The following is a 21718-nucleotide window of genomic DNA, read 5'->3' as shown; positions in this document are numbered from 1 at the left end:
TTATGCCCGCCGAGGCCCCTTCCCGGCCGGCTCGTCGGGCCGGATGTCCGGGTCGCCGGTGACCGGGTGACGCAGCCCCGGGTGCCCGGTCGGCAACGACCGGCGCAGCACCACCCAACTCACCGCGAGCGCCGCCGCGACCAGCGGCCAGGTCAACGCGATCCGGGCCACCACGAGCGCGAGCACCTGCCCACTCAGGTACAGCGGGACGAACACCGCCACCCGCACCACATAGGTAGCCGTCCACACCCAACTCGCCCGGCCGTACCCGCGCAGCAGCGCCGGATCCCGCCGCCACCGGGCCCGCTGGCCCAGCGCCGCGCCGACCAGCACGCCCAGCAGCGGCCAGCGCACCACGATGCTCACGGCCCAGGCCAGCGCGCTGGCGGCGTTCGACAGCAACTGGATCAGAAAGAAATTCTCGGCCCGGCCGGTCCGCACCGCGATCAGCGCCGCGACGCAGACGGCGAGCAGCCCGATCAGCACTGAGCGCGGCCGGTCGCCCCGCCGCAGCCGTACGCCGGCCACCACGACGCCCACGGCGAGCGCCGCGCCCACCCCGGCCCACAGCGACTCGCCGCCGATCAGCCAGCCCAGCGCGAACGCCACCGGCGGCAGGGTGGCGTCCACCGCTCCCCGCCGCCCACCCAGCAGGTCCGCCAGGGACTCGGCCGGGGCCGCTCCGCCGGCCTGCCGACCGGCCGTCGTCGCCCGGTCCGGGCCGGGCTCGACCTGGCCGGACTCCCGCTCCGGTGTGCCGCCCACCGCCACCTCCTCGCCTCCGCCTCAACCTAACCGCCGGGAGCCGGTGGGCCACCGGCCGACCGGCCGGCGCCGGCCGCTACGGTGTGCGGATGCGCGCGACGGCACGGGGTTGGACCGCGGTCTGGTTGGTCGTACTGGCGCTCGTCCAGGCGGCCGCCTTCCTTGCCGTCTGGCGGGTGGCCGTGCACACCGAGATCGGTCAGTGGGTCGACACGGTCGCCCTGACCGGCAACGAGATCGGCCACGACCGCATCGACGGGCCGGTGGACCGGATCCTCAACGCGATGTCGGTGGTCTCCCTGCTCGCCGCCACCGCGATGATCGGCTTCATCGCGCTCATCCGGGGGCGGATCGCCCTGGCCGTCACCGCGACCCTGCTCATCGCCGGGGCGAACGTCTCCACCCAACTGCTCAAGTACGGCCTGAGCCGGCCCGACCTCGGCCTCGACCCGGAGCGCGCCGCGGTGGGCAACAGCCTCCCCAGTGGGCACACCGCCGTGGCCGCGTCGGTGGCGGTCGCGCTCATGCTCGTCCTGCCGCCCAAGGTGCGGGCCGTCGGCGCCTTCGTCGGCGCGAGTTACGCCGCCATCGCCGGGGTGGCGACCCTGTCCGCCGGTTGGCACCGACCCAGCGACGCGGTCGCCGCCTACCTGGTGGTGGGCGTCTGGGCGGCGCTGGCGGGACTGGTCCTGCTGATCACCCAACGCGAGCAGGCCCAGATCGCGCCCGGTGACGCCCACCGCGTCGCCGCGGTCGTGCTCGGTGTGGCCGGCGTGCTCGCCCTGATCGCCTCCGGACTGGCCCTCACCTGGCTGGTGGACCTGCGCGGGACCGGCCCGGAGGAGTTGAGCCGCCGCCCGCTCTTCGTCGGGTACGCGGGCAGCGCCGCCGGCATCGCCGGCACAATGGCGCTGGTGATGGCGCTGGTGCTGACCGTCGTGCACCGGCTGGTGCCCCGGGTCAAGGGTTGAGCCGACCGGTGGACCCGGTTCGCGCGGCGTTCCGTGCCGAGTGCGTACGGCTCACCGAGATCCTGGCCGAGGTGGACGCCGTCGACCTCGACCGGCCCACCCCCTGCCCGCCGTGGACCGTCCGGGAGTTGCTCGCGCACGTGCGCACCGGCGCCGGACGGCTGGCCGACATGCTCGCCGCCCCCGCCCCGCCGCGCGCCGAGGTGGACGCCGCCCGGTATTTCGGCGCGGCGAAGTTCACCCCGCAGGTGGACGCCGACCGCATCGCCGGCGGCCGCCGCGACGCGCGGCAGGTGCACCGGGAGGCGTTGGCGACCGGGTTCGAGCGGGCCTGGCGGGCCGCCGACGCGGCGGTCGCCGTGGCCCCGCCCGATCGGGTGGTCCGGACCCGGCACGGCGACGCGATGCTCCTCACCGAGTTCCTGCGGACCCGGGTGGTCGAGGTGGGCGTGCACGGCCTGGACCTGGCGGCGGCGCTGGACCGCCCGCCGTGGCTCACCCCGCGTGCGGCCGCGGTGATCGCCGACCTGCTCACCGCAGGGCGACCCGCACCGGCCGCGTTGGGCTGGGACCGGCTGACCCTGATCCGCAAGACCACCGGCCGTGCGGCACTGACCGTCCCGGAACGGGCCGCGATCGACGCCGCCGGTTTCCGCTGGCTCGCCTTCGGCCGCTGACCCCGACCGCCGTCGCGAGTCGCCCGCGCTGGCTCGTCACCGGGTGCCGCTGACGCCGCCCCGGCCGGTCAGCCCGCCGAACGGGGCGCGGGAACGTGCGGGGCCGGCCCGGCCGGTCAGCTCGCCGGTCGGGGCGCGGGAACGTGCGGGGCGACGCCCCGCAGGTGCGTGAGCACCACCGGGTCGATGCGCCCCGGCACCAACCGCTCCTCCAGGTTTTCCAGCCCTGCCCAGGAGACCAGCGCCGCCTCCGTCCCGGCGTCGCCGACCGGGTGACCGAGCGCGGTGAGCAACGTCGCCACCTCGTCGGCGACCGCGCCGCTCAGGTCGAGCAGGGTCGCCGGGTCGGGCCGACTGAACAGCATGGTGTGCACGGCCAGCAGCCGACCCAGCTCGGTGACCGGGTCCGGATGGTCGTCCACCCGCAGGTCGATCAGCACGTCGCTGGTGCCGCCGTACCCTCCGCCGCGCTCGACCACCAGCAGGCCGGCGCTCTGCCGGCCGCGCCGGTCCCCGCCGGCCTCGTCACCGGCGCGCAGCGCCGCGACCAGCCGCTCGGCGAACGGCAGCGCCGAGGAGGCCAGCCACGCGTCGCCCAGCGCGTCGACGACCTCCGGGCCGGTGAGGACGTTGCCCTGCGCGGCCCAGCCGTCGCCGGTCCGCCCGCCGGCCCAAGGGTGGCAGGCCGGGCCGGTCCAGCTCGCACCCGGGCCGCTGACGCCCACCACGCCGAGTTGCCGGTGCTCCCGCTCGGCGTCGGCGGCGATCAGGCCGGCCACCACGTCGGCGGCGGCCACCCCGGTGCGGAGCAGCGTCAGCCCCTGCGGGCGGTAGGCGAGGTTGACGTGCGCCTGGGTGGCCAGCGCGCCGACCTCGGCCTGCGCGGCCGGCACCAGCGCCCCGGCGGCGAGGAACTTGCTGGCCACGACGACGCCGTGGCGGCGGCCGTCGGCGGAGCGGGCGACGAGGGAGAAGGTCACCCGCCGAGACTAACCGGCTGTTGGGCGTACGCCGACGGTCAGAACGGGGTCGCGGCGGCCTCCGGCGGCGCGCCCCGCGCCCGGCGGGCGTCGGCGACCGCGACGCCGCCCAGCACGAGCACTCCGGCGGCCAAGGCGGCCAGCCCCGGCAGGAACAGCAGCGGTACGACCACCGCCGCCAGCACCAGGATGGCGATCCACCGCGACGGGGAGACCCGCCCGAACACCTCGTACTCGAAACGGGCCCGGCCGGCCAGGAACAGCGCGGGTCCGCCGAGCACCATGGCCAGCCACGCCCCCGGGGCATGGCCCAGCGGATGATCGATGATCAGCTCGTAGCCGACCGCCGTGGCGGCCAGGCCGACCACCATGACCAGGTGCGTGTCGGCCGCCGAGCGGCCGATGTTCGCCGGGTGGCGGGCCGTCATCACGGCCTCGCCCAGGATCTGCCCGGCGCGCTGGACGTAGATCCGCCACAGCATGATCGACGTGGCCACCGAGAGCGCGAAGGCCCACGCGTGCCCCGACTCGTACGGGCCCTTGCTGTACGCGAAACCGGCCACCAGGATCGTCTCGCCCAGCGCCACGAGAAAGAACTGCTGGTACCGCTCGGCCAGGTGCTCCCCGGCGATCTCCCACTTCGAGACCGTCGACCGGCCCAGGCCCGGCACCGGCCAGCCGCACCGCGCCGCCAGGTACTCGATGAGCAACGCCAGCGCCCAGAGCATCACCTGCCCGTTGATGGGCAGCAACGCCCCACCGATCCAGAACACCCCGCTGACGGCGAACACCACGGTCATCCGCACCTTCAACCGGCGGTACGGATGCGGTCCCAACGCGATCGACAGGATCAGCGGCCGGGTCACCTGCGCGACGACGTACGCTGTCGCGAACGTCAGCCCGGTCTCGCTGAACGCCCGGGGGATCGCGACCCCCATCACCATGCTGGCCACGAGCGCGGTCAACACCACGGTCTGCAGCGGTGCCCGGTACGGGTCGTAGCGGCTGGTCGTCCACGCGGTGCCCTGCCAGACCGCCCAGAGCGCCAGCAGCAACAGCAGCGTCTTGCCGCTGCCGGTGACCGCCGGCCAGCCCAGCTGCGCCGGGCTCTCGGTCAGGTCCTCGAACGCACGCGCGGAGATCCGGGTGAGCGCGAAGACGTAGACCAGGTCGAAGAAGAGCTCCAGGAACGTGGCCCGACCGGGCGCGGTCGCCGCCGGGACCGGCTCCAGGTGTCCCGCCGCCCTGGAACCCATGGTCAGCGGCCTGCGCCGGTGCTCCGGTCCACCTCGAAGTCGTAGCACCTCGGCCGGCACGCGCGGCCGCGAACCGGCGATTCTGCCCACTTCGGGGATCTTGCTCGCAGGCCCCGTCAACGGGCACGATCGATCGGTGACGAATCGATGGGGCATGACGGTGCCGTTGGGCGGGATCCCGCTGGCCGATCACCAGGCGGTCTACGCGACCCTCGATAGCGCCGGGTTCACCGACGTGTGGTCCTCCGAGGTCGCCGGGACCGACGCGTTCACCCCGCTGGCCCTCGCCGCGGCGTGGCAGCCGCGGCTGCGGCTGGGCACCGCGATCACCCCGGTCTTCACCCGCGGCCCCGGGCTGCTCGCCATGAGCGCGGCGGCGCTCGCCGAGGCGGCCCCGGGCCGGTTCGCGCTCGGCATCGGCGCGTCCTCGCCGGTGCTCGTGCGGGACTGGAACGCGGTGCGGTTCGACGAGCCGTTCCGACGTACCCGCGACGTCCTGCGGTTCCTGCGCGCCGCGCTGCGCGGTGAGACGGTGGACGAGGTCTACGACACCTTCACGGTGCGCCGGTTCACCCTCGAACGGCCACCGGCGGTGCCGCCGCCGATCCTGCTCGCCGCGCTGCGCCCGGGCATGCTCCGACTCGCCGGCGCCGAGGCCGACGGGGTCATCCTCAACTGGCTCAGCGCCGAGGACGTGCCGCGGACCCTCGCGGAGTTGGGCGAGCGGCGTGCCGGCTTTGAGGTAGCCGCCCGGATCTTCGTCTGCCCCACCGAGGACGCCGCGTACGCCCGCACGCTCGGCCGCCGGCTGATCACCAGCTACCTCACCGTGCCGGCGTACGCCGAATTCCATCGCTGGCTCGGCCGCACCGAGGCGCTGGCGCCGATGTGGGAGGCCTGGGCCGCGGGGGACCGGCGTGCCGCCAGCGCGGCGGTGCCCGACGAGGTGGTCGACGCCCTGGTGCTGCACGGCTCGCCGGAGCGGTGCCGGGCCCAGGTCCGCCGCTACGCAGACGCCGGCGTGGACGTGCCGGTCCTCGCGCTGCTGCCCACCCCCGAGGTGACCGCCGGCAGCGCGGCCGCGCTGATGACCCTCATCGCCCGGTTGGGCACCGAGCCCGTGGGAGCGTCCCAGTGAATCTGACCGACCGGATCGCGGTGGTCACCGGCGGCGCCGGCGGCATCGGGGCGGCACTGTCACGGCGCTTCGCCGCCGAGGGCGCCGCCGCGGTGGTCGTCGCCGACCTGGACGCCGAGGCGGCCCATGCCGTGGCCGAGGGCATCGGCCCGGTGGCGCACGCCGCCGCCCTCGACGTCACCGACGAGGCCCAGGTCCGCGCGCTCGTCGACGACACCGAACGGCGCTTCGGCCGCATCGACCTGTTCTGCGCCAACGCGGGGGTGACCACCGGCGGGGGAATCGAGGTCGACGACGCGGCCTGGGATCGCGCGTGGCGGGTCAACGTGCTCGCCCACGTCTACTCGGCCCGCGCGGTGCTGCCCGGCATGCTCGCCCGCGGCGGCGGCCACCTGCTGCACACCTGCTCGGCGGCGGGCGTGCTGACCGCGGTGGGCGACGCCGCGTACACCGCGACGAAGCACGCCTCGGTGGGTTTCGCCGAGTGGCTCGCCATCACCTACCGGGACCGGGGCATCCGGGTCAGCGCCCTCTGCCCGCAGGGTGTGGACACCCCGATGCTCGCCGACGGCATCGTCGAGGGCCACCTGGGCGCCCGGGTGATCGCCGCCTCCGGAGCGGTGCTCACCCCGGACCAGGTCGCCGAGGCGACCATCGCCGGGCTGGCCGAGGAGCGGTTCCTCATCCTGCCGCACCCGGAGGTCGCCGACTACGCCCGCCGCCGCGCCGAGGACCCGGACGGCTGGCAGGCCGGCCTCCGCAAGCTGGTCCGCCGACTGACGGCCTGACGGTCTGGGGCTTTGACACACGTCCTAGCGGCCCGGAACGCGCCCGGCGGCCAGGAGGTGCGCGCTCGATCCGATCAGCGCCGGCTCGGTGCTGTAGACGCGGGCCAGATCCAACGCCGCGGAGAAGACCGTGTCCTGCGCCGGCCCACCTGCCGCGGCCTCCGCCGCCGTCCACGCCGGGCCCTCCACCCCGTGTACGACGACGTCGGTCAGCCCTGCCGCCGAACACTCGTCGGTGATCTCCTCGACCCGATGGAAGTACGCGTGGGTGAAGCCGGTCCGTGGATCGTTGGTGCCGTCGGTCAGCAGGTTCCTGGCCTCGTCGAGCAGCCGCTCGTCGAGGCGTGCGGTGGCGGCGAAGTCCAGCGGACCGGCGAAACGGGAGATGACGGCCGCCACGATGAGACCGCCGGGGCGGGTGACCCGGACGGCCTCCCGTAACGCCTGAACCCGGTCGGCACGGTCCAACAGGTGGTAGAGCGGCCCCAGGAGCAGCGCGGCGTCGTACGCGTCGTCGGCGTCGGGAAGCGCTCGCGCGTCGGCGACCCGTGCCTCGACGGGTGGCTGCCCGCCGCGTGCCTGCGCGACGTGACTCGGCACCAGGTCGACGAGACGGACCTCGTAGCCGGCAACGGCGAGGGCCCTCGCGTACTCGCCGGTGCCTCCGCCGATGTCCAGGACACGGGCACCCGGGCCGGGCAGGAGATCCCGCAGGAGCTGCGTCGTGCGGATCCACTCCAGTCGTGCCTGCGGGCGGGCGGAGAGCCGCTGGTCCTCGCGGTAGCGCAGCGTGTAGTAGTCGACGATCTCGCTCGTGTGCTGATCCACCCCCTGATGCTCGTCGTTACGCCGTACCCGCCGCCACCGTGTTTCCGCTCCGGCATGCGGCCGCTACCTCGGCTGCGGGAGCGCATTCACCTCTGTCACGTCCCGCTGGTCGCCCGGGCCCCCGGGTGACAGCCGTGGCCGCCGACTACGGCCGCCGCGCCCGGCTCCGCTCCCCCCGATCCGTCACCGGTGATCAAGAGGTTCGCGTCAGGAACGGGTCCTGAGATGACGCGAACCTCTTGATCACCGCGGGGGGCGGCGGGGGTGGGAGTGGGGGGACCGGCGGGTTTGGCGGAGGGGGGAGGGGTGCACGGACCAGAGCAGGCGGCGCCACCAGGGGCGAGCCGCGCGCAGGTTGGCGACGTAGACCGTGGCCACCTCGGCGGCGCGGGCCGCCTGATCGGCCGCCGCGGCGCCGGGGGCGAAGCCCACCTGATTGAGCAGGATCGCCAGCTCGTCGACTGTCGGCTCGTCGCCGGGCACGCCGCTGCCGGTCGCGTCGCTGCCGTTCGTGCCGCCTCTGGTCGTGGCTGCTCGGGCGTCGGCCAGGGTCTGCCGGGCCTGCGCGGCCACCTCGGTCGCCGCCAGGTCGTCGCCGACCGGGCGGCCGGCCAGTCGCAACGCGTCGGTGACCTCCCGCCAGGCGCCGGCGATGCGCTGGTTGGGGTCACCCCCCGCCAGTCGCTTGCGGGTGAGGGAGCGACGCATCGCCAACAGGGTGAGCAGCAGCGCCCCCACCACGAGCAGCAGACCACCGCTGCCGCCCGCGACCAGCACCGGCGTGGACACGCCACCTCGTGCGGGCGGCCCGTCGGGAGCGGCCACCGGCTCCGGCGACGCGGTCGGCTCCACTGTGGGCGCCGGCGCCTCCGACGGCGGCGGGTCCTCCGGGGTCGGGCGGAAGTCCTCCTCCACCGGCCTCGGCTCGTTATCCGGGCGGGGCAGCGGGTCGAACGCCACCCACCCCAACCCGTCGAAGAGCACCTCCGGCCAGGCGTACGCGTCACCGGCCCGCACCGGCCCCTGCCCACTGCAGGAGAAGCCGACCACCACCCTCGTCGGCAGACCGGAGAGCCGGCCGAGCACCGCGAACGCCGCCGCGAACTGCTCAGACGTTCCCCGCTGCCCGCCCCCGTTGCGCGGACCGAAGAGGAAGAAGGCCAGGTTCGGGTATGCGTGCCCGCTCGGCGCGTCGGCCACCACCCGGTAGTGCTCGGCCAGGAACTGCTCGATCGCCGACGCCCGCGCGTACGGGGCGCCGTTCTCCTCGGCGAGCTGCGCGGCCAACCGGCGCATCGGGTCGGGCACCCCGTCGGCGACCCGCAGCACCCGGGCCACCTCCTCGCCGGCCGGCACGTTCGCGGTGGCCAGCAGGTTGTTGTCCGGGCGTTCCCGGGCCGACGTCACCGTGTACCGCAGCCCCGGTGTCAGTCCCTCCGGCCTGATCAGCGTCCCCGTCGCCGGGTCGTACGCCACCCGCGCCCCGCTGACCTCGCGCGGCGTCGCCACGGCCGGGAGCAGCCGGCCGCTCAGCTCCGCCACGGTGATCTCCTGCCGAACGGTCTGCACCGTGCTGTCCCGGGCCGGCGCGGTGGCCGGCAGGATCCGCCCCGCGTTGCGGTACGTCGCACCGACCCGCCAGGTGATCCCGTCGTAGTCGCTGAGCACCGCCAACCGGATCTGTACGCTGCGGCCCGCCTTCGGGTCGTCCGCGTCGCCGGTCGCCGTCGGGTCGTCCGCGCCGCCGGCCGGTGGGGTGGCGCCCACCGTGCTCACGTCGAGGAGCTTCTGCTCCGGTCGCAGCGCCCACCCGGAGATCCGGATCAGCGGGTTCTCGTCGAGCGTCTGCACCTGCGGTGGCTCCACGTACCGGCGCGGGTCCACCGGCCGCCCGTCGACCTGACCGGCGACCACCGGGCCGAGCAGCGCGACCAGGCCGATCACCAGCGCGACGCCGAGCGCAGCCGAGGCCGCCAGCCGAAGTCGTACCGCCGCGCGCATCCCCGGGGCGAGACCGGCCGTCGGGTCACCGCCGGCCGGCGGCGTACCCGTCGGCGCGGCGAGCCCGACCGCCGCGACCGCGACGAAGGCAACTGTCGTCCCGATCGCCGGTTCGGCGTTCGGGCCGACCACGTAGAGGGCCGCGGCGTAGAGCCCTGCCGCCGGCAGGTAGCCGAGCAGCACCCGGCCGGTGCGCAGCGCCACCTCCGCCCCGGCCAGACCGGCCAGCCACGCGGCCACCACCGGAACCAGCACCGTGTCCGGTGTGGGCTCCACCGGAATCATCGCGGTGAGCAGCCGGGGAATGCCGTTGCGTGCGGCGTCCGCGCTCACCTCCAGCAGGCTGCCCGGCAGGTCGGCGCGGGCGGCGGCCAGCCGCAACGACCACAGCGTCCACCCGGCCAACGCCGCCACCGACACCGGTGCGACGAGCCAGGACGGCAGTCGTCGGGCGGCGACGCTGACCAGCACCGAGCCCACCGCTGCGCCGATCACCAGCCGGGTCAGCAGGTCGCCCGCGTACACCCGGCCGAGCACCACCCCGGCGAGCGCGGTGAGCGCGATCAGCGCCAGCGGCACGACGGCCGCCCGCAGCGCGCGTACCACAGGCCCGGTCGCGTCGCCGGCTGCCGACGGCGCCTGCCGCGGGTCCGTCGCCACGTCCGGCGCGCGCTGCGGCTCGACACCCGTCACCACCGGCGCACCCCGTCCCACTCGGCGGCGAACTGCGCGCCGTCCACCGCGTCGACCACCACCAGGCCGGCCGTGCCCGCCGGCGTCGGCTCGGCCGCGCCGAACACCCCGACCACCACCGACGGGTACGCGCCGCGCAGCGCACCGACATGTCCCAACCCGTCCCGCCCACCGGGGCCGGTCAGGAAGATCAGCGTGTCGCCGAGCCGGTCCTGGCGCAGCCGGGTGGTGACCGCGCGCAACGCGTCGTCCTCGTCGGACAGATCGGCGGCGGCGAGCCGGTCCAGGGGCCCGACCTCGGCGTCCCCCGCCGGGCCGCGCTCGATCAGCTCCGGGCCGACCAGCAGCATCACCACCGGCAGGTCCGCGCGGTGCGCGGCGGTGACGACCGACGCCGCCGCCTCACACGCGGACTCGAACGACTCGGCCACCCCGTCGGACCGGTGCGGATGCGCGGCGGCGCGGTTGTCCAGGAGGACGACCAGGCGGGGCAGGCTGGTGTCCACGTTCTCGCGCACCATCAGCTCGCCGACCCGGGCGCTCGTGCGCCAGTGCACCCGACGCAGCTCGTCACCCACCACGTACTCCCGCAGCGAGTCGAACGTGATCGACCCGTGCGGCACACCGTCCACCCGGCCGTCGAGGCTGCGCCCCGCGCCGGTGGGCACCGCCGTGAGCGGATGGACCCGGGGATGCACCCAGACCGGCGTCGTCTCGCCGTACGGGCGGGCCAGCGCCACCAGACCCAACGGGTCGCGCCGGGTCACCCGCAGCGGACCGACCGGCACCACCCCGCGACGGTCGGTCGGCACGTCGTAGCGGACCTCGGTGTCCCGACCGGGTCGCAGGCGCAGCAGCGGCACCGGCACGACACGGCTCCCGCACCGGTCCTCGGCCAGCAGGTTCGCCGAGCGCAGCCGGCCGGCGTTGCGCACGGTCAGCGTCATGCTCGCCGGCTCCCCGCGCGCGACCCGGTCCGGGTCCGCCCGGCGGCCGACCACCAGCCGGGGCCGCCAGGCCGCGGTCAGCGCCGCGTAGCCCACCGCCGCGCCGGCCGCCGCGCCGAGCAACGTCAACTCGGGGTACGCGAAGCGGAACCCCAGGCCGAGCAGGACGACGGCGGCGACGAGCAGCCCGATTCCGCGGGCGGTGATCCCCATGGCGCTGCTGCCGGTCAGCCCTGCACCGGGGCGGGCTGCCCCGACGGCAGCGGCACCGGCACCGAGGCGATGGCCTGGCGCAGCACCTCCGCGGCGGTCACCCCGCGCACCTGCGCGTCCGGGGTCAGCAGCAGCCGATGCGCGAACACCGGTTCGGCGAGCGCCTTCAGGTCCTCCGGCATGATCCAGCCCCGGCCGTCGATCAGCGCGTACGAGCACGCCGCCCGGGTCAACGCGATCACGCCCCGAGGGCTGACCCCGACGCGTACCTGCGGATGGGTGCGGGTGGCGGCGGCCAGCCGGACCGCGTACGCGTAGAGCGGCTCGGCGATGTGCACCCGACGGGCCATCCGGACCATCTCCCCGACGGTCGCGGTGTCGGTGACCGGGGCGAGCGCCTCGGGGGAGCGGACCGTCGCACCGCGCAGCACCTCGACCTCGACCGCCTCGTCCGGGTAGCCGACGGACAGCTTCACCAGGAAACGGTCGAGCTGCGCCTCGGGCAGCCGGTAGGTGCCGTCCATCTCGACCGGGTTCTGCGTGGCGACCACCAGGAACGGCGCCGGCACCGGGTGCCGGACACCGTCCACCGTGACCGTGCGCTCCTCCATGACCTCCAGCAGCGCCGACTGGGTCTTCGGCGACGCCCGGTTGATCTCGTCGGCGATCACGATGTTGGCGAACACCGGCCCCGGGTGGAACTCGAAGTCCCGGCTCGCCTGGTTGAAGATGGTCACACCGGACACGTCCGAGGGGAGCAGGTCTGGCGTGAACTGGATGCGCCGCCACTGACCCTTCACGGTCGCGGCGATGGCCCGTGCCAGGGTCGTCTTACCGACCCCCGGCACGTCCTCCAGCAGCACGTGACCCTGGGCGAAGAGCGCGGTCAGCGCCAGCCGGACCACCTGCGGCTTGCCGAGCACCACGGCGTTGACGTTCTCGGCCAGCCGGGCAGCCAGGGCGGCGAAGCCCTGCACCTCCGGCTGGGTGAGCGGCTCGTGGGTGTTCACGGTCGGCGGTGCTCCTCGGCTGGTGGTTCAGCAGGTGGGCAGGACGTTGATGTTGTCGCCGCCCTCCAGGTTGAGCCAGGCCCAGGGAATGTAGTTCTTCCCGCTGTACTCGACCTGCACCCACCAGGTGCTCTGCTTCTGGTTGTTGTAGATCCACGAGTCGACGTTCTCGCCGGACTTCTTGCAGTACGCCTTCAGTCGGGTGCCGGGCTTCGCCCAGCCGGCCTGCTGGTCGTTGTCCTGCCGGGTGACCTTGAAGATCTCGTTGCCGTTGCGGCCGTCGACGTCCCTGTTGCAGTACGTCCGCTGGTCGCCGTCGGGCCCGTTGTTGCACGTCGCGATGCCGTACAGCGGCTCGGTGTTCTCAGCCTTCTGCGCGGTGCCCTTGCCGGCGGCGTTGCTGGCGGTGACCGTGAACGTGTACGCCGTGCCCGGCGTCAGCCCCGTCATCGTGATGCTGGAGCACGCCCCGGCCTTCGCCGGCTCTCCCGACGTGCTCAGCGAGCAGGTGGCCGTGCCGCCGCCCGCGTCCACGGTGAACTTGACAGTCGCCGACGTGCCCGTCGCCGACGAACCGGTGACGGTGACCCGGGGCGCGGCGACCGTACGGGCCGTGGCGGTGGCCTCCGGACCGGGCCCGGCCTCGTTGACCGCCTTCACCTTCACCGTGACGTTCTGGCCGTTGCCCAGCCCGGTGACGGTGGTGCGGGTCTCGGTCACCTCGCTCGTCCTGCCACCGACGTCCACCAGGTACTTCGTCACCGGCCGGCCGTTCGCCTCGGCCGGCGACCACTGCACGGTGACCGCGCCGGGCTGGTCGGCGACCGTCCCGGCCTGCAGGTCGAGCGGCCGGCCCGGCGCCGCGAACGGCACCACGGTGTTGCTCACCGGCGACGCGGCCGAGCCGGCACCCTTGTCGTTGACCGCCACGACGGTGAACGCGTACTGGGTGCCGAACTCCAGCTCACCGGCCGGCACCACCAGCTCCGTCTTCGTCGACTCGCCGGCCGGCGCGTTCGTCCCCGCCGACGTGGCCGTCACCGCGTACTTGGCGATCTTGTTGCCCTGCCCGTTTGCGGCCGGCCACTTCACCACCACCGTGCCGTCCGGCCGCTCCTGCGCCGTGACGCTGGCCGGTGCATCGGGCACCGCCGCCGTCGGGGTCACCGGGTTGCTGCTGCGCGCCGGGCCGTCACCCTTGGCGTTGACGGCATGCACCGCGAAACGGTACGTCTCGCCGTTGGTCAGCCCCTTGACCTCCACCGAACGCTGGTTGGCGCCCACCTCCAGGCGTTGACCGGCACCCTGCACGAGGTACTTGATGATCTCGGCGCCGTTCGCGGCAGCCGGCCGCCAACTCACCCGAGCCTGGGCGTTGCCGGCGGCGGCGGTGACGCTGCGCGGCGCGCTCGGCTTGCCCACGCGGGGCTTCTTTGGCGGGGGCGGCGGCGGGGGAGCCGGCGGCGGGTCACCGCCCAGCACGTCGTTGGCGTACTTGTCGACCTCGCGCACCTGGTGCTTGTCGTCCACCACCCGGGCCGTCGCCGAGTCGGGCGAGTTGATGAAGAGGTGGTTTTCCCGCACCTCCATCTCCAGTGGCCCGTTCGCCCTGCCCTTGATGGTGTCGACCAACTGGCCGCCCGCGTCGAAGGAGTAGATGGTGCCGGTCGCCTCGTCGGCGCAGTAGAACCGGTCGGCCCAGGCCACCGCCGGGCTCAGCCGGTCGCCGCTGCCCGGCACCGTGAACGCCCGCTCCTCACCGACGTCACCCACGACCAACACCCGCCGCTCGGCCGGTACCGTCACCGGCACCCGCGGACCGGAGGTGCGGGTCGGCATCGCCGCCGGGCCGGGCAGTGTCAACGGCGTCGGGCGGACCTCACCGCGCTGCACCCGCACCAGCCGGGCGGCCGTGCGGTCGAGCACCGCCACCCCGTCGTCCAGGGTGGAGACCACCAGCTCGTGGCTGGCGTCGGCCACGTCGTACGTCTCGACCCGCTCGGGGCTGAGCCCGCCACCCGCCGGCGCGGCCGAGGCCGGCGCGGACGGCAGCTTCGCGGCGGTGATCGCCGAGACGGTGCCCTCGCTGGGCACCGCGATCCAGAGCCGGCCCTCGCCGTCGAACGTGCCGCCGGTGATGCCCGGGGGATAGCGCACCGGCTCGCCGACCGGGCTCAACGACCGCGGGTCGAGCTGCCGCACGATGCCCTGCACGGCGTCGACGACGAACGCCGCGTCCTCGTGCAGGGCGACGCTCACACCCAGACCGGGGGTGGTCGGCGTGGTCGCGGTGAGCTGCAGGGTGGCCAGGTCCAGCGAGCTGATCTGCCCGGTCTGCAGATCACGCAGGATCAGCAGCCGATCGGTCTGGGCGACCTGCATCGGATGCCGGCGGGCACCGGGAACCTCGGTGCGGGTGTCCACCCGGGCGGTGACCCCGTTGACCCGGGCCAGCTCGCTGCGCACCGCGCTCCACAGCCACGAACTCGCGTCGTAGTTGGCCACCGCATTGTCCGCCGCACCCAGCCCCAGGACGGTCAGCCCCATGGCGGCCAGCAGTGCGGTGACCGTGCCGACCGTCACCAGCCCGCCGCGCAGTCGGGACCGGGAACGGGGGGCGTCGGTCCGCTCGGCGTCGTCGATGCTGGCCACAGCCGGCTGCCTTCCCTGAGTCGTGGCAGGTGGCGTACGCCTCGCGGCGACCCCTCCCCTGAGCCGGGTGCCATCATATGGCCCGGCCGGGAACGGGGGAACCCGCACCGTCACCCCTGTGGATACCGAGCGTGCGCAGTGGACGCCCAGCTCAGCTCGACGATCGCGAACCCGACTGTGTCGACTCGGCGGCGTGGACCGCTCGCGATCAGCTTGGCGGCGTGGACCGTTCGCGGTTGGTGCAGACCTGGCTCGACGTGGCGAAGCTGGCCGTGGAGTAGACCGCGAGCACCGTGAAGCAGTAGTCCACCCGCGAGCTGAGCCCGTTGACGGTGTGGCTGGTCCGCCCCGGTTCCACGGTGGCCATCACCCCGAGCGCCAGACCGGCCCGTCCGCCGGCGACCATGAACGGCACCGCCCCTCCGGACGGGTCCGTCCAGGTCAGGGTGATCGTCACGACGTCGTCGCGCAGCTTCAGGTCACCGGGAGGGGGGCCGGTCACCGCCGGTGCCGCCGTCACCGCACCCCCGGTCGGGGGCGGCGCGTCGTCGCGGTTCAGCACCACCGCACCCAGGCCGGCGACCGCGACCAGGGCAACCCCGGCCGCCACCGCCGCACCGATCAGCGTCGCCCGGCTGCGGCCCGCCGAAACACTCTCATCGGCGTACGCGGCCGAGTAGGTGTCCTGCTGGTACCGCTGCCCCGGGTACACCTCGTGGCTCTGCTGATAGGGCTGCCCCGGGTACTGCTGACCGGACGGGTACTGCGCGGCGGGCGGGTGCGTGAGGGTGGCCGGCGGCCCGTAGGTCACGGGCGTCAGGGACGCCGCCGTCGTGTCCTGCGGCGGGGCCGGTGCCGGCCCGACGGCCGGGAACACCTCCGTGGACGCGGACGCGAACCCCGACGGCTCGCCCTGCACTGTCGACATCGTCGCGCTCGCGACCAGCATGCTCTCGCCGCCCGCTGTGGACTGGCCGTCCATGGTGGTCGCGCTGCTCGGTGTCGCCTCGCTGTCCGGTGTGGTCTCTGCGGTGTCCGTACGGGACGGGTCCTTGGGGTCGCCGCCAGCCGTGGGCAGCGGATGCGGGGGCGCGCTGCTGCTCCAGGGCGGGGCGGTCAGTCCCCAGGGCGGCGCGCTCACCGGCGGCGCGGAGACGGGTGGTCCGTAGCCGGGTGGTCCGTAGCCGGGTGGTCCGGACACCGGCTGGGCGTGGGCCGCCGGTGGGCCGGAGGCGGGGTGGGGCTGGTCGGGCGGTCCGGAGACGGGTTGACCGTGGTCGGGCGGAGCCGACACTGGATGCGAAGGGCCCACGGCCGGTGCGGAGGCTGGGCCGACGTGCACGGGCGGCGCGGAGACCGGCTGCGGCGCGGTGGGCGTCGCGGCGACCGCGTGGTGCAGGGGTGGCCCGCTCACCGGGCGGGAGGGCGCCGCGCCTGGAGTCGTCGGGATCGCCCCGGAGCGCCCCGGCCCGTCAGTCGTGCGGGTCGACCCGCTCGGCCCGGTCGCTGCGATCCGGGCGGCCTCCTCGGCCAGCAGGGGCTCGATCTGCCGTACCTGAATGGTCGGGTCGGCCCACCGCGGAGCCGGCGGTTGGGGTGCCGACGGCGTGGCGGAGGGCTGCGCGGCGGCTGCCGGGGCCGGGGTCGCGGGGTGGGCCGGAGGGTGAGCCGGAGCCGCGGCCGCCGCCGCGGAGAGCGGCGCCTCGACGACCGGGTGGGTCGGCTGATCACTCGTGCGCTGACGCGGCGGTGCGGGTGGTGGCTGCTGCCGGACGTACGGCGTCGGCCGGCCGACCGCCCGAGACAGCGGCGCGACCGGTGGCCGGGGCGACGCCGCCGGCTGCTGCTCGGCCCGCTGGCGCGGCGGCACCGGATGGGTGGGAGTGGCGGGCGTCGGCGACATGGCGGACGCAGGCGGTATCGGACGGGCGGGGCTGGCTGGCGTCGGCGACATGGGGGACGTGGCCGGTGCCGGATGGGCGGGGGTCGGGGGAGGCGGTGGGGCCCAGGGCGAGGGGGGAGCCGGACGGTCGCCTGCCGCCGGGCGCATCGCGGCCAGGGTCGCCAGGGACAACGTCGGGCCGGTCAACGCCGATCGGGCGCCAGAGTCCGTCGTCGTGGCAACGGTGGCGGACGTCGGCGGCCCGACGTCCGGCCGGTTCGGGCCAGGGTTGGCCGCGCCGAGGTAGTCGCGGGCAGCGCGTACCGCCGGGTGGTGCTCACCGAGCACGGCGGGCCCGGCGCTGGCGACGCGCGTGTAGTTGCGGCGAGCCTCGTGCCTGTTGCCCAACTCCTCGGCAACCTCGGCCAGTTCGAAGGCGAGCGCGAGCATCATCGGCTCGGAATGGTCCCAGCGCCGCTCGCCCGCCGCGAAGGCCTCCTCCAGCACCCGGCGAGCGGCAAGTGGGTCGTCCGCCTCACGGTGCAGGCGGGCCAGCAGGTGCGCGGTGTGCAGCGTCTCGGGATGGTCCTCGCCGTACGGCGGACGGGCGGACCCGACAGCGTCCGCGAGCAGCTGCCGGGCAGTGCCGAGGTCGCCCTCGGTACGCAGTGCGAGGGCCCGTTGCTGGATGGCGGCCAGAGGAGAGGGATGGGACACAGGGCAATGCTGCCCGTCACCGGGCCGCCGACGCTACCCGGGCTCACGCCCGATCCCGCTTCGGTGACCTCGCGTGACGGGTGTGAGCAGGGGCGGGAGGACGACCCGGCAGGGACCAGTGGGCGATGTGCATGATCCACGAGTGCCGTGTACAGTGACTCCCCGTGCGGCTCGCCGTGCCGACCTCGGATGGAAAGATCATCTGGGCGGCGAGGTAGGCTGAACGAGCAGGTCCGGGTGGCGGAATGGCAGACGCGCTAGCTTGAGGTGCTAGTGCCCGTATAGGGCGTGGGGGTTCAAGTCCCCCCTCGGACACGAGTACGTCTCATATGTGCGACGTAGACGTAGCGGTGGTCAAGGATGCTTGACCACCGCCGAAACCCATCCGATGTAGCGTCTGGCGCTACTCTCAGTGATCAGCGGCGGGCGAGCCTCGCGCTGACGCGCGGCGGCTCTTCAGTGATCCCCGCCGTTGTCCTGCCGAGTCCGGCACCGGTCGTGGGCGTGGCTCCTGGCACCCCTGCGGCAGCCATGAGGTGTCCTCCGCTACCGCTTCCGAGTCTTGCAGTCACTCGAAGCCGTACAGCCCTCTATGGACTGGCAACGCTCGATTCGCGTGGTCGGATCGCCGATCGGTCCTGTACTGTGCCAAAACTGTGCTTCGCATTCGTGACCTGGGGATTTGCGAGTGGATCAAGCGGCTCGGCGGTATTCGTTGATCGCGCCACCGAGAACCCGTCGCCGGCGGATCGGCCTTTCGATCGCGATGACCGCGCCGGGGTCGTAGTCGGGTGGATGCTGGTTCAGGCTCTGGTGTGGCCGGTGCCGGTCGAAGTGGTCCTCGTAGGCGCGGAGCACGGTGCGGGCGTGCTGTTCGTTGTAGATCAGTACCCGGTCGGTGCACTCGGCCCGGACGCTGCGCACGAAGCGTTCCGCGAAGGCGTTCGCCCGAGGCGTACGTGGAGGATTCTTCACCACCTTGATGCCTTCGGCGGCGAACACGGCGTCGAACGACGCGGTGAACTTGGCGTCGCGGTCGCGGATCAGGATCCGGAACCGTGTCATCCGATCGCCGAGGTCCAGCACCAGGTTGCGGGCCTGCTGGGTAGTCCAGCCAGCAGCCGGATGTTCGGTGACGCCGAGGATGTGCACCCGCCGGGTCGTGATCTCCATGACGAACAGCACATACAGCCGCCGCAGCGTGACGGTGTCGATATGGAAGAAGTCGGTAGCCAGCAACCCGGCTGCCTGAACGCGCAGGAACGTCCGCCAACTAGTGTCGATCTCACGCGGGGCGGGACCGACCCTCGATCCGGCGAGGATGCGACGGATGGTGCCGGCGCCGACCCGATGGCCGAGCCCGACGAGTTCACCTTGGATGCGCCGATGCCCCCAGCCGGGATTCTCCCTGGCCAGCCGCAAGACCAGGTCCCGCAGATCGTCGCTGATCGGTGGTCGTCCGGGACGGTTCGGGTAGGTCCAACGCCTGCGGACCAGGCGGCGGTGCCAGGCCAGCAGGGTGGCCGGGGTGACGATCCGATGTTTCCACAACTCCCGCGGCAACGCCCGGACCAGCGCGGACAACACCGCCCGCTCCGGCCACGACAGCCGCGGCCGACCGACCTGACGCCGCAATACCGCCACCTCATGGCGCAGCACCAACAGCTCGGCGACCATCGCCGACTCGCTACGCGTGGCCCGCGGCAACCAGCCGAACACCCGCACCGCACTCAGGTACAGCAGCCGAACCAACACGCCTGCCATGATGCGTCACCGTCGCGAAACAACAGCTCACGCGCTGTGCGACGAGTTTTGGCACCGTACAAGCCTAGGGAGCGAACAGAATGGGGCGATCATGGTGAAGTTTGGCCGCCAGAAGGCGGAACCGCAGGACGTCGAAAGTCATCTCCGCCAATTTCTCGGCAAACCCTTCAGCACCCTTAATGAGGCTCTTCCTGATGGGGCTGTGATTCGTCTTCACGGATTCGCCGAGGTGCCCAACGACGGCCAGGTGACCATGGTCACGGATGGGTTGGCCAGCCTCGCCCGCCAGCACGGCTGGGCTCGTCGGGACGGTTATGCTCAAGAGTTGCTCTTCGTGTTGGACGGCCAATTCATGGGCCCCGATATGCTGGATTTTGTGATGTCCTGCGCGGCGCGTTACGCGCAGCAGGGGCGACTCCTTTCGTGGGACGAGCCCGTTCGCCTGGACGTCGACGTGCCGTCCAGCTCCGGGATGAGGTTTCTCCTACCTACCCCGGCGGCCCTCTTCGAGGAAGATTTCCAGTTCGCAACCGGCCCTACGGGCGAAACCAACTTTTGCCTGTTGGTACCGGCCTACGAGGTGGAGGCTGACCTTCTGGCGTCCCGAGGGCCCGAGCATCTCTTTGATGTCCTTGATGAACAGGACGTCGACGTTTCCGACCTTCGGCGGTCGGCACTGCGTATTCGTGGGCACGGCCTCACGTAGGAGTCACGGCCCGTTCATTCGTCATCTCTGATCTTCTCCCTGGCGTCGCACTGGGTTGCCACGGCTCGTTGACGAAGGAGGGCGCTCCCATCCGTCGCACCGGCCCCAACCCAGGGCCCCGGCAAAGTCGTCAGGTGATGCCGAGCAGTGCCAGCGGGCGGGTGCTGTCGCGGGCGTGATGCCGGTTGGCGGCGGCGATGTTGGCTATTCCGGCGGTGCGCAGGGGGCACCGATGGCGGCGTTGCGTAGGGCGGCCATGACCTCGGGCCCGGTCCCGGGGCGGATCTGGCAGCGATCGTCGTCGTAGGTGACGTCCCGCAGCCAGTGGTCTTTGTTTTCATCGACCAGTGGCCGCGGATCCATGCGGCCAGTTGCGCCGGTCTCGCTTGGTGCACGCGCAGGTCGGTGATGGGCGTAGACGGTCTCGGTGGTGAAGCGTTTCGGCTGGTCCAGGCGCCGCCTGCGGCGGCGGATCTGCAGCGCTTGAGCGGCGTGTGGGAAGTCGATGCCGGTGGAGACCGTCAGGACCTTCAAGGTTCGGATCTCACGGCGGCCGTGCCCACGGGCGGTGTCGCGGGTGGGCGTCGGGAACGGCCCGCCAGGGCAGGCCGGCGAGTTGGGCATGCAAGCTCGGCTGGTTGCCCTTCACGGTCAGGATCCAGTGTGCGCCGCGTTCGGCGAGGTAGTCGACATGCCCACGCTGACAGTGCAGCGCGTCGGCGGTGATCACGGTGTCGCGCAGGTCGCCGATCTGGTCGAGCAGCGGCTGAAACCGGGTGATCTCATTGGTCTTGCCGTCGACGTCGGTACTGGCCAGGACCACGCCGACAGCCTGATCACAGGCGGCCATCACATGCCGGGCCGCGTTGTCGGTGGTGCGCGAGCCGCGCAGGGTTTTGCCGTCGACCGCGATCGCTCGCCGGGACGTCGACGTGCCGGCAGCAGACCGGCCGGCAAGCCAGACGCTGACCGCCGCGGTCAGTAGCTGCGGGTCCATGGCCTGCAATAGCCGGCGGATCATCGCCTCGGACGGGCGTCGATCCGGGGCCATGCCCAGCGCGAGCGCGGTCGTCGCCGGCACGTCGGCGATCCACTCAGCGATCGCGGTGTACGACCGGTGGCCGGCCACCACCGCGCACACCGCAGCAGTCACCACCACCGTCAGCCGGTGCCGGACACCGCGACGGGCCCGCGGATCAGGCAGATCGGCCAGCGCTGCAAGCAGCCCGCCAGCGGCTTCGGACACGGTCAGAGCCGGTGCACACGACACCGACGAGATCAGCGATGATGGCAGCGCGGGCATGACTCACTTCGGCGATCAACACGGCGTAGGAACCCTGATGATCTTCCGATACGTGCCGATCGACAGTATCTATATCGGTGACCGGGTTTCTGCAGTAGACCCAGAGACGGGCGCGGTGACCGCCCAGTCCGTTGTGGATGTCTACGTAGGTAACGGAAGTCGCCACATTGTCGACCTCGACGTCGATGACAATATTCCGGGTAAGCTGCGGGCTACCGCCGAGCATCCCATACGCCCAGGTGAACATCGGCCACGCTCCAGACCGCGATACCCTCAGCATGTGCTGGCCCGTGATCAACGCAGCCCTGAACGACTTGGCGGCCACCGCAACATGACACCGAGGCTGCGGCTCACCGCTCGACGTACTCGACATGCCTCAAGAGATCCATGCGCCAGCAGGCCCAGCCCTTGTCGGCCGGGTGACCAT

Annotated in this window: 17 protein-coding genes and 1 tRNA gene; 6 read left to right on the top strand and 12 right to left on the bottom strand. The window is 73.2% G+C overall.

Annotation, left to right across the window (positions count from 1 at the left end; all coding sequences use genetic code 11):
- Positions 1–663, bottom strand: a complete 663-nt coding sequence (locus ABZU53_RS18170) for a DUF3159 domain-containing protein (protein ID WP_354858597.1) — start codon at positions 661–663, stop codon at positions 1–3.
- A gap of 185 nt (positions 664–848) precedes the next feature.
- Here ABZU53_RS18170 and ABZU53_RS18165 point away from each other — a divergent pair, with 185 nt between their 5' ends.
- Both ABZU53_RS18165 and ABZU53_RS18160 read left to right on the top strand, forming a co-directional pair.
- Complete coding sequence (locus ABZU53_RS18165) at positions 849–1736, top strand: phosphatase PAP2 family protein (protein ID WP_354858533.1); 888 nt, start codon at positions 849–851, stop codon at positions 1734–1736.
- An 8-nt stretch (positions 1737–1744) separates the two neighbouring features.
- The gene (locus tag ABZU53_RS18160) at positions 1745–2413 is read left to right on the top strand and encodes a maleylpyruvate isomerase N-terminal domain-containing protein (protein WP_355066805.1); all 669 of its coding nucleotides are present in this window, start codon (positions 1745–1747) and stop codon (positions 2411–2413) included.
- A 116-nt stretch (positions 2414–2529) separates the two neighbouring features.
- Here ABZU53_RS18160 and ABZU53_RS18155 read toward each other — a convergent pair whose 3' ends face one another.
- Positions 2530–3393 (bottom strand): DUF1028 domain-containing protein, encoded by an 864-nt coding sequence (locus tag ABZU53_RS18155; RefSeq protein WP_354858538.1) that lies wholly within the window; start codon positions 3391–3393, stop codon positions 2530–2532.
- A gap of 38 nt (positions 3394–3431) precedes the next feature.
- Positions 3432–4649, bottom strand: a complete 1218-nt coding sequence (locus ABZU53_RS18150) for a low temperature requirement protein A (protein WP_354858540.1) — start codon at positions 4647–4649, stop codon at positions 3432–3434.
- A gap of 154 nt (positions 4650–4803) precedes the next feature.
- Between ABZU53_RS18150 and ABZU53_RS18145 the strand changes: the two genes are divergently transcribed.
- Both ABZU53_RS18145 and ABZU53_RS18140 read left to right on the top strand, forming a co-directional pair.
- Positions 4804–5787 (top strand): LLM class F420-dependent oxidoreductase, encoded by a 984-nt coding sequence (locus ABZU53_RS18145; RefSeq protein ID WP_354858600.1) that lies wholly within the window; start codon positions 4804–4806, stop codon positions 5785–5787.
- Positions 5784–6575: an SDR family oxidoreductase gene (locus ABZU53_RS18140; RefSeq protein ID WP_354858542.1), complete on the top strand. Its 792-nt coding sequence runs from the start codon at positions 5784–5786 to the stop codon at positions 6573–6575. Before ABZU53_RS18145 ends, ABZU53_RS18140 begins: the two co-directional genes overlap by 4 nt.
- A 24-nt stretch (positions 6576–6599) precedes the next feature.
- Here the strand turns inward: ABZU53_RS18140 and ABZU53_RS18135 are convergent, their stop codons facing one another.
- The 6 genes from ABZU53_RS18135 to ABZU53_RS18110 form a co-directional block, all read right to left on the bottom strand.
- Entirely contained in the window at positions 6600–7403 is an 804-nt protein-coding gene (locus ABZU53_RS18135; protein WP_354858545.1) for a class I SAM-dependent methyltransferase, read from the bottom strand.
- Positions 7404–7646: 243 nt separating this feature from the next.
- A complete protein-coding gene (locus tag ABZU53_RS18130; RefSeq protein ID WP_355066821.1) occupies positions 7647–10010 on the bottom strand; it encodes a transglutaminaseTgpA domain-containing protein in 2364 nt (787 codons plus the stop codon).
- Between the two features lie 83 nt (positions 10011–10093).
- On the bottom strand, positions 10094–11257 hold the full coding sequence (locus ABZU53_RS18125) for a DUF58 domain-containing protein (RefSeq protein ID WP_355066804.1): 1164 nt from the start codon (positions 11255–11257) through the stop codon (positions 10094–10096).
- A gap of 14 nt (positions 11258–11271) precedes the next feature.
- Complete coding sequence (locus tag ABZU53_RS18120) at positions 11272–12267, bottom strand: MoxR family ATPase (RefSeq protein ID WP_354858549.1); 996 nt, start codon at positions 12265–12267, stop codon at positions 11272–11274.
- Between the two features lie 27 nt (positions 12268–12294).
- Entirely contained in the window at positions 12295–14919 is a 2625-nt protein-coding gene (locus tag ABZU53_RS18115) for a fibronectin type III domain-containing protein (protein ID WP_355066803.1), read from the bottom strand.
- Positions 14920–15127: 208 nt separating this feature from the next.
- The gene (locus tag ABZU53_RS18110; protein ID WP_355066802.1) at positions 15128–17518 is read right to left on the bottom strand and encodes a tetratricopeptide repeat protein; all 2391 of its coding nucleotides are present in this window, start codon (positions 17516–17518) and stop codon (positions 15128–15130) included.
- Positions 17519–17749: 231 nt separating this feature from the next.
- Here ABZU53_RS18110 and ABZU53_RS18105 point away from each other — a divergent pair.
- Positions 17750–17833, top strand: a tRNA-Leu gene (locus ABZU53_RS18105).
- A gap of 378 nt (positions 17834–18211) precedes the next feature.
- Here the strand turns inward: ABZU53_RS18105 and ABZU53_RS18100 are convergent.
- The gene (locus ABZU53_RS18100) at positions 18212–19282 is read right to left on the bottom strand and encodes an integrase core domain-containing protein (protein ID WP_355066801.1); all 1071 of its coding nucleotides are present in this window, start codon (positions 19280–19282) and stop codon (positions 18212–18214) included.
- 91 nt (positions 19283–19373) lie between these two features.
- Between ABZU53_RS18100 and ABZU53_RS18095 the strand changes: the two genes are divergently transcribed.
- Positions 19374–19988: a suppressor of fused domain protein gene (locus ABZU53_RS18095; RefSeq protein ID WP_355066800.1), complete on the top strand. Its 615-nt coding sequence runs from the start codon at positions 19374–19376 to the stop codon at positions 19986–19988.
- Between the two features lie 204 nt (positions 19989–20192).
- On the opposite strand, the gene ABZU53_RS18090 is transcribed toward ABZU53_RS18095, so the two are convergent.
- Together ABZU53_RS18090 and ABZU53_RS18085 are read right to left on the bottom strand one after the other, a co-directional pair.
- Positions 20193–20522, bottom strand: coding sequence for a hypothetical protein (locus ABZU53_RS18090; protein WP_355066799.1), 330 nt, complete (start codon positions 20520–20522; stop codon positions 20193–20195).
- Positions 20523–20532: 10 nt separating this feature from the next.
- Positions 20533–21291 carry an ISAs1 family transposase gene (locus ABZU53_RS18085; protein ID WP_354858560.1) on the bottom strand — a complete coding sequence of 253 codons (759 nt, stop codon included), beginning with the start codon at positions 21289–21291 and terminating at the stop codon, positions 20533–20535.
- Positions 21292–21718: the final 427 nt, after the last annotated feature.

It is taken from the genome of Micromonospora sp. NPDC005194, from assembly GCF_040608335.1.
Classification (GTDB): Bacteria; Actinomycetota; Actinomycetes; order Mycobacteriales; family Micromonosporaceae; genus Micromonospora.
This window is presented reverse-complemented; position numbering and strand designations above follow the sequence as displayed.

Bases quoted from the DNA above. Each gene is read 5' to 3' on its own strand.
- ABZU53_RS18085 (WP_354858560.1), bottom strand. From the start codon at position 21,291: ATGCCCGCGCTGCCATCATCGCTGATCTCGTCGGTGTCGTGTGCACCG.
- ABZU53_RS18150 (WP_354858540.1), bottom strand. From the start codon at position 4,649: ATGGGTTCCAGGGCGGCGGGACACCTGGAGCCGGTCCCGGCGGCGACC.
- ABZU53_RS18145 (WP_354858600.1), top strand. From the start codon at position 4,804: ATGACGGTGCCGTTGGGCGGGATCCCGCTGGCCGATCACCAGGCGGTC.
- ABZU53_RS18095 (WP_355066800.1), top strand. From the start codon at position 19,374: ATGGTGAAGTTTGGCCGCCAGAAGGCGGAACCGCAGGACGTCGAAAGT.
- ABZU53_RS18100 (WP_355066801.1), bottom strand. From the start codon at position 19,282: ATGGCAGGCGTGTTGGTTCGGCTGCTGTACCTGAGTGCGGTGCGGGTG.
- ABZU53_RS18125 (WP_355066804.1), bottom strand. From the start codon at position 11,257: ATGGGGATCACCGCCCGCGGAATCGGGCTGCTCGTCGCCGCCGTCGTC.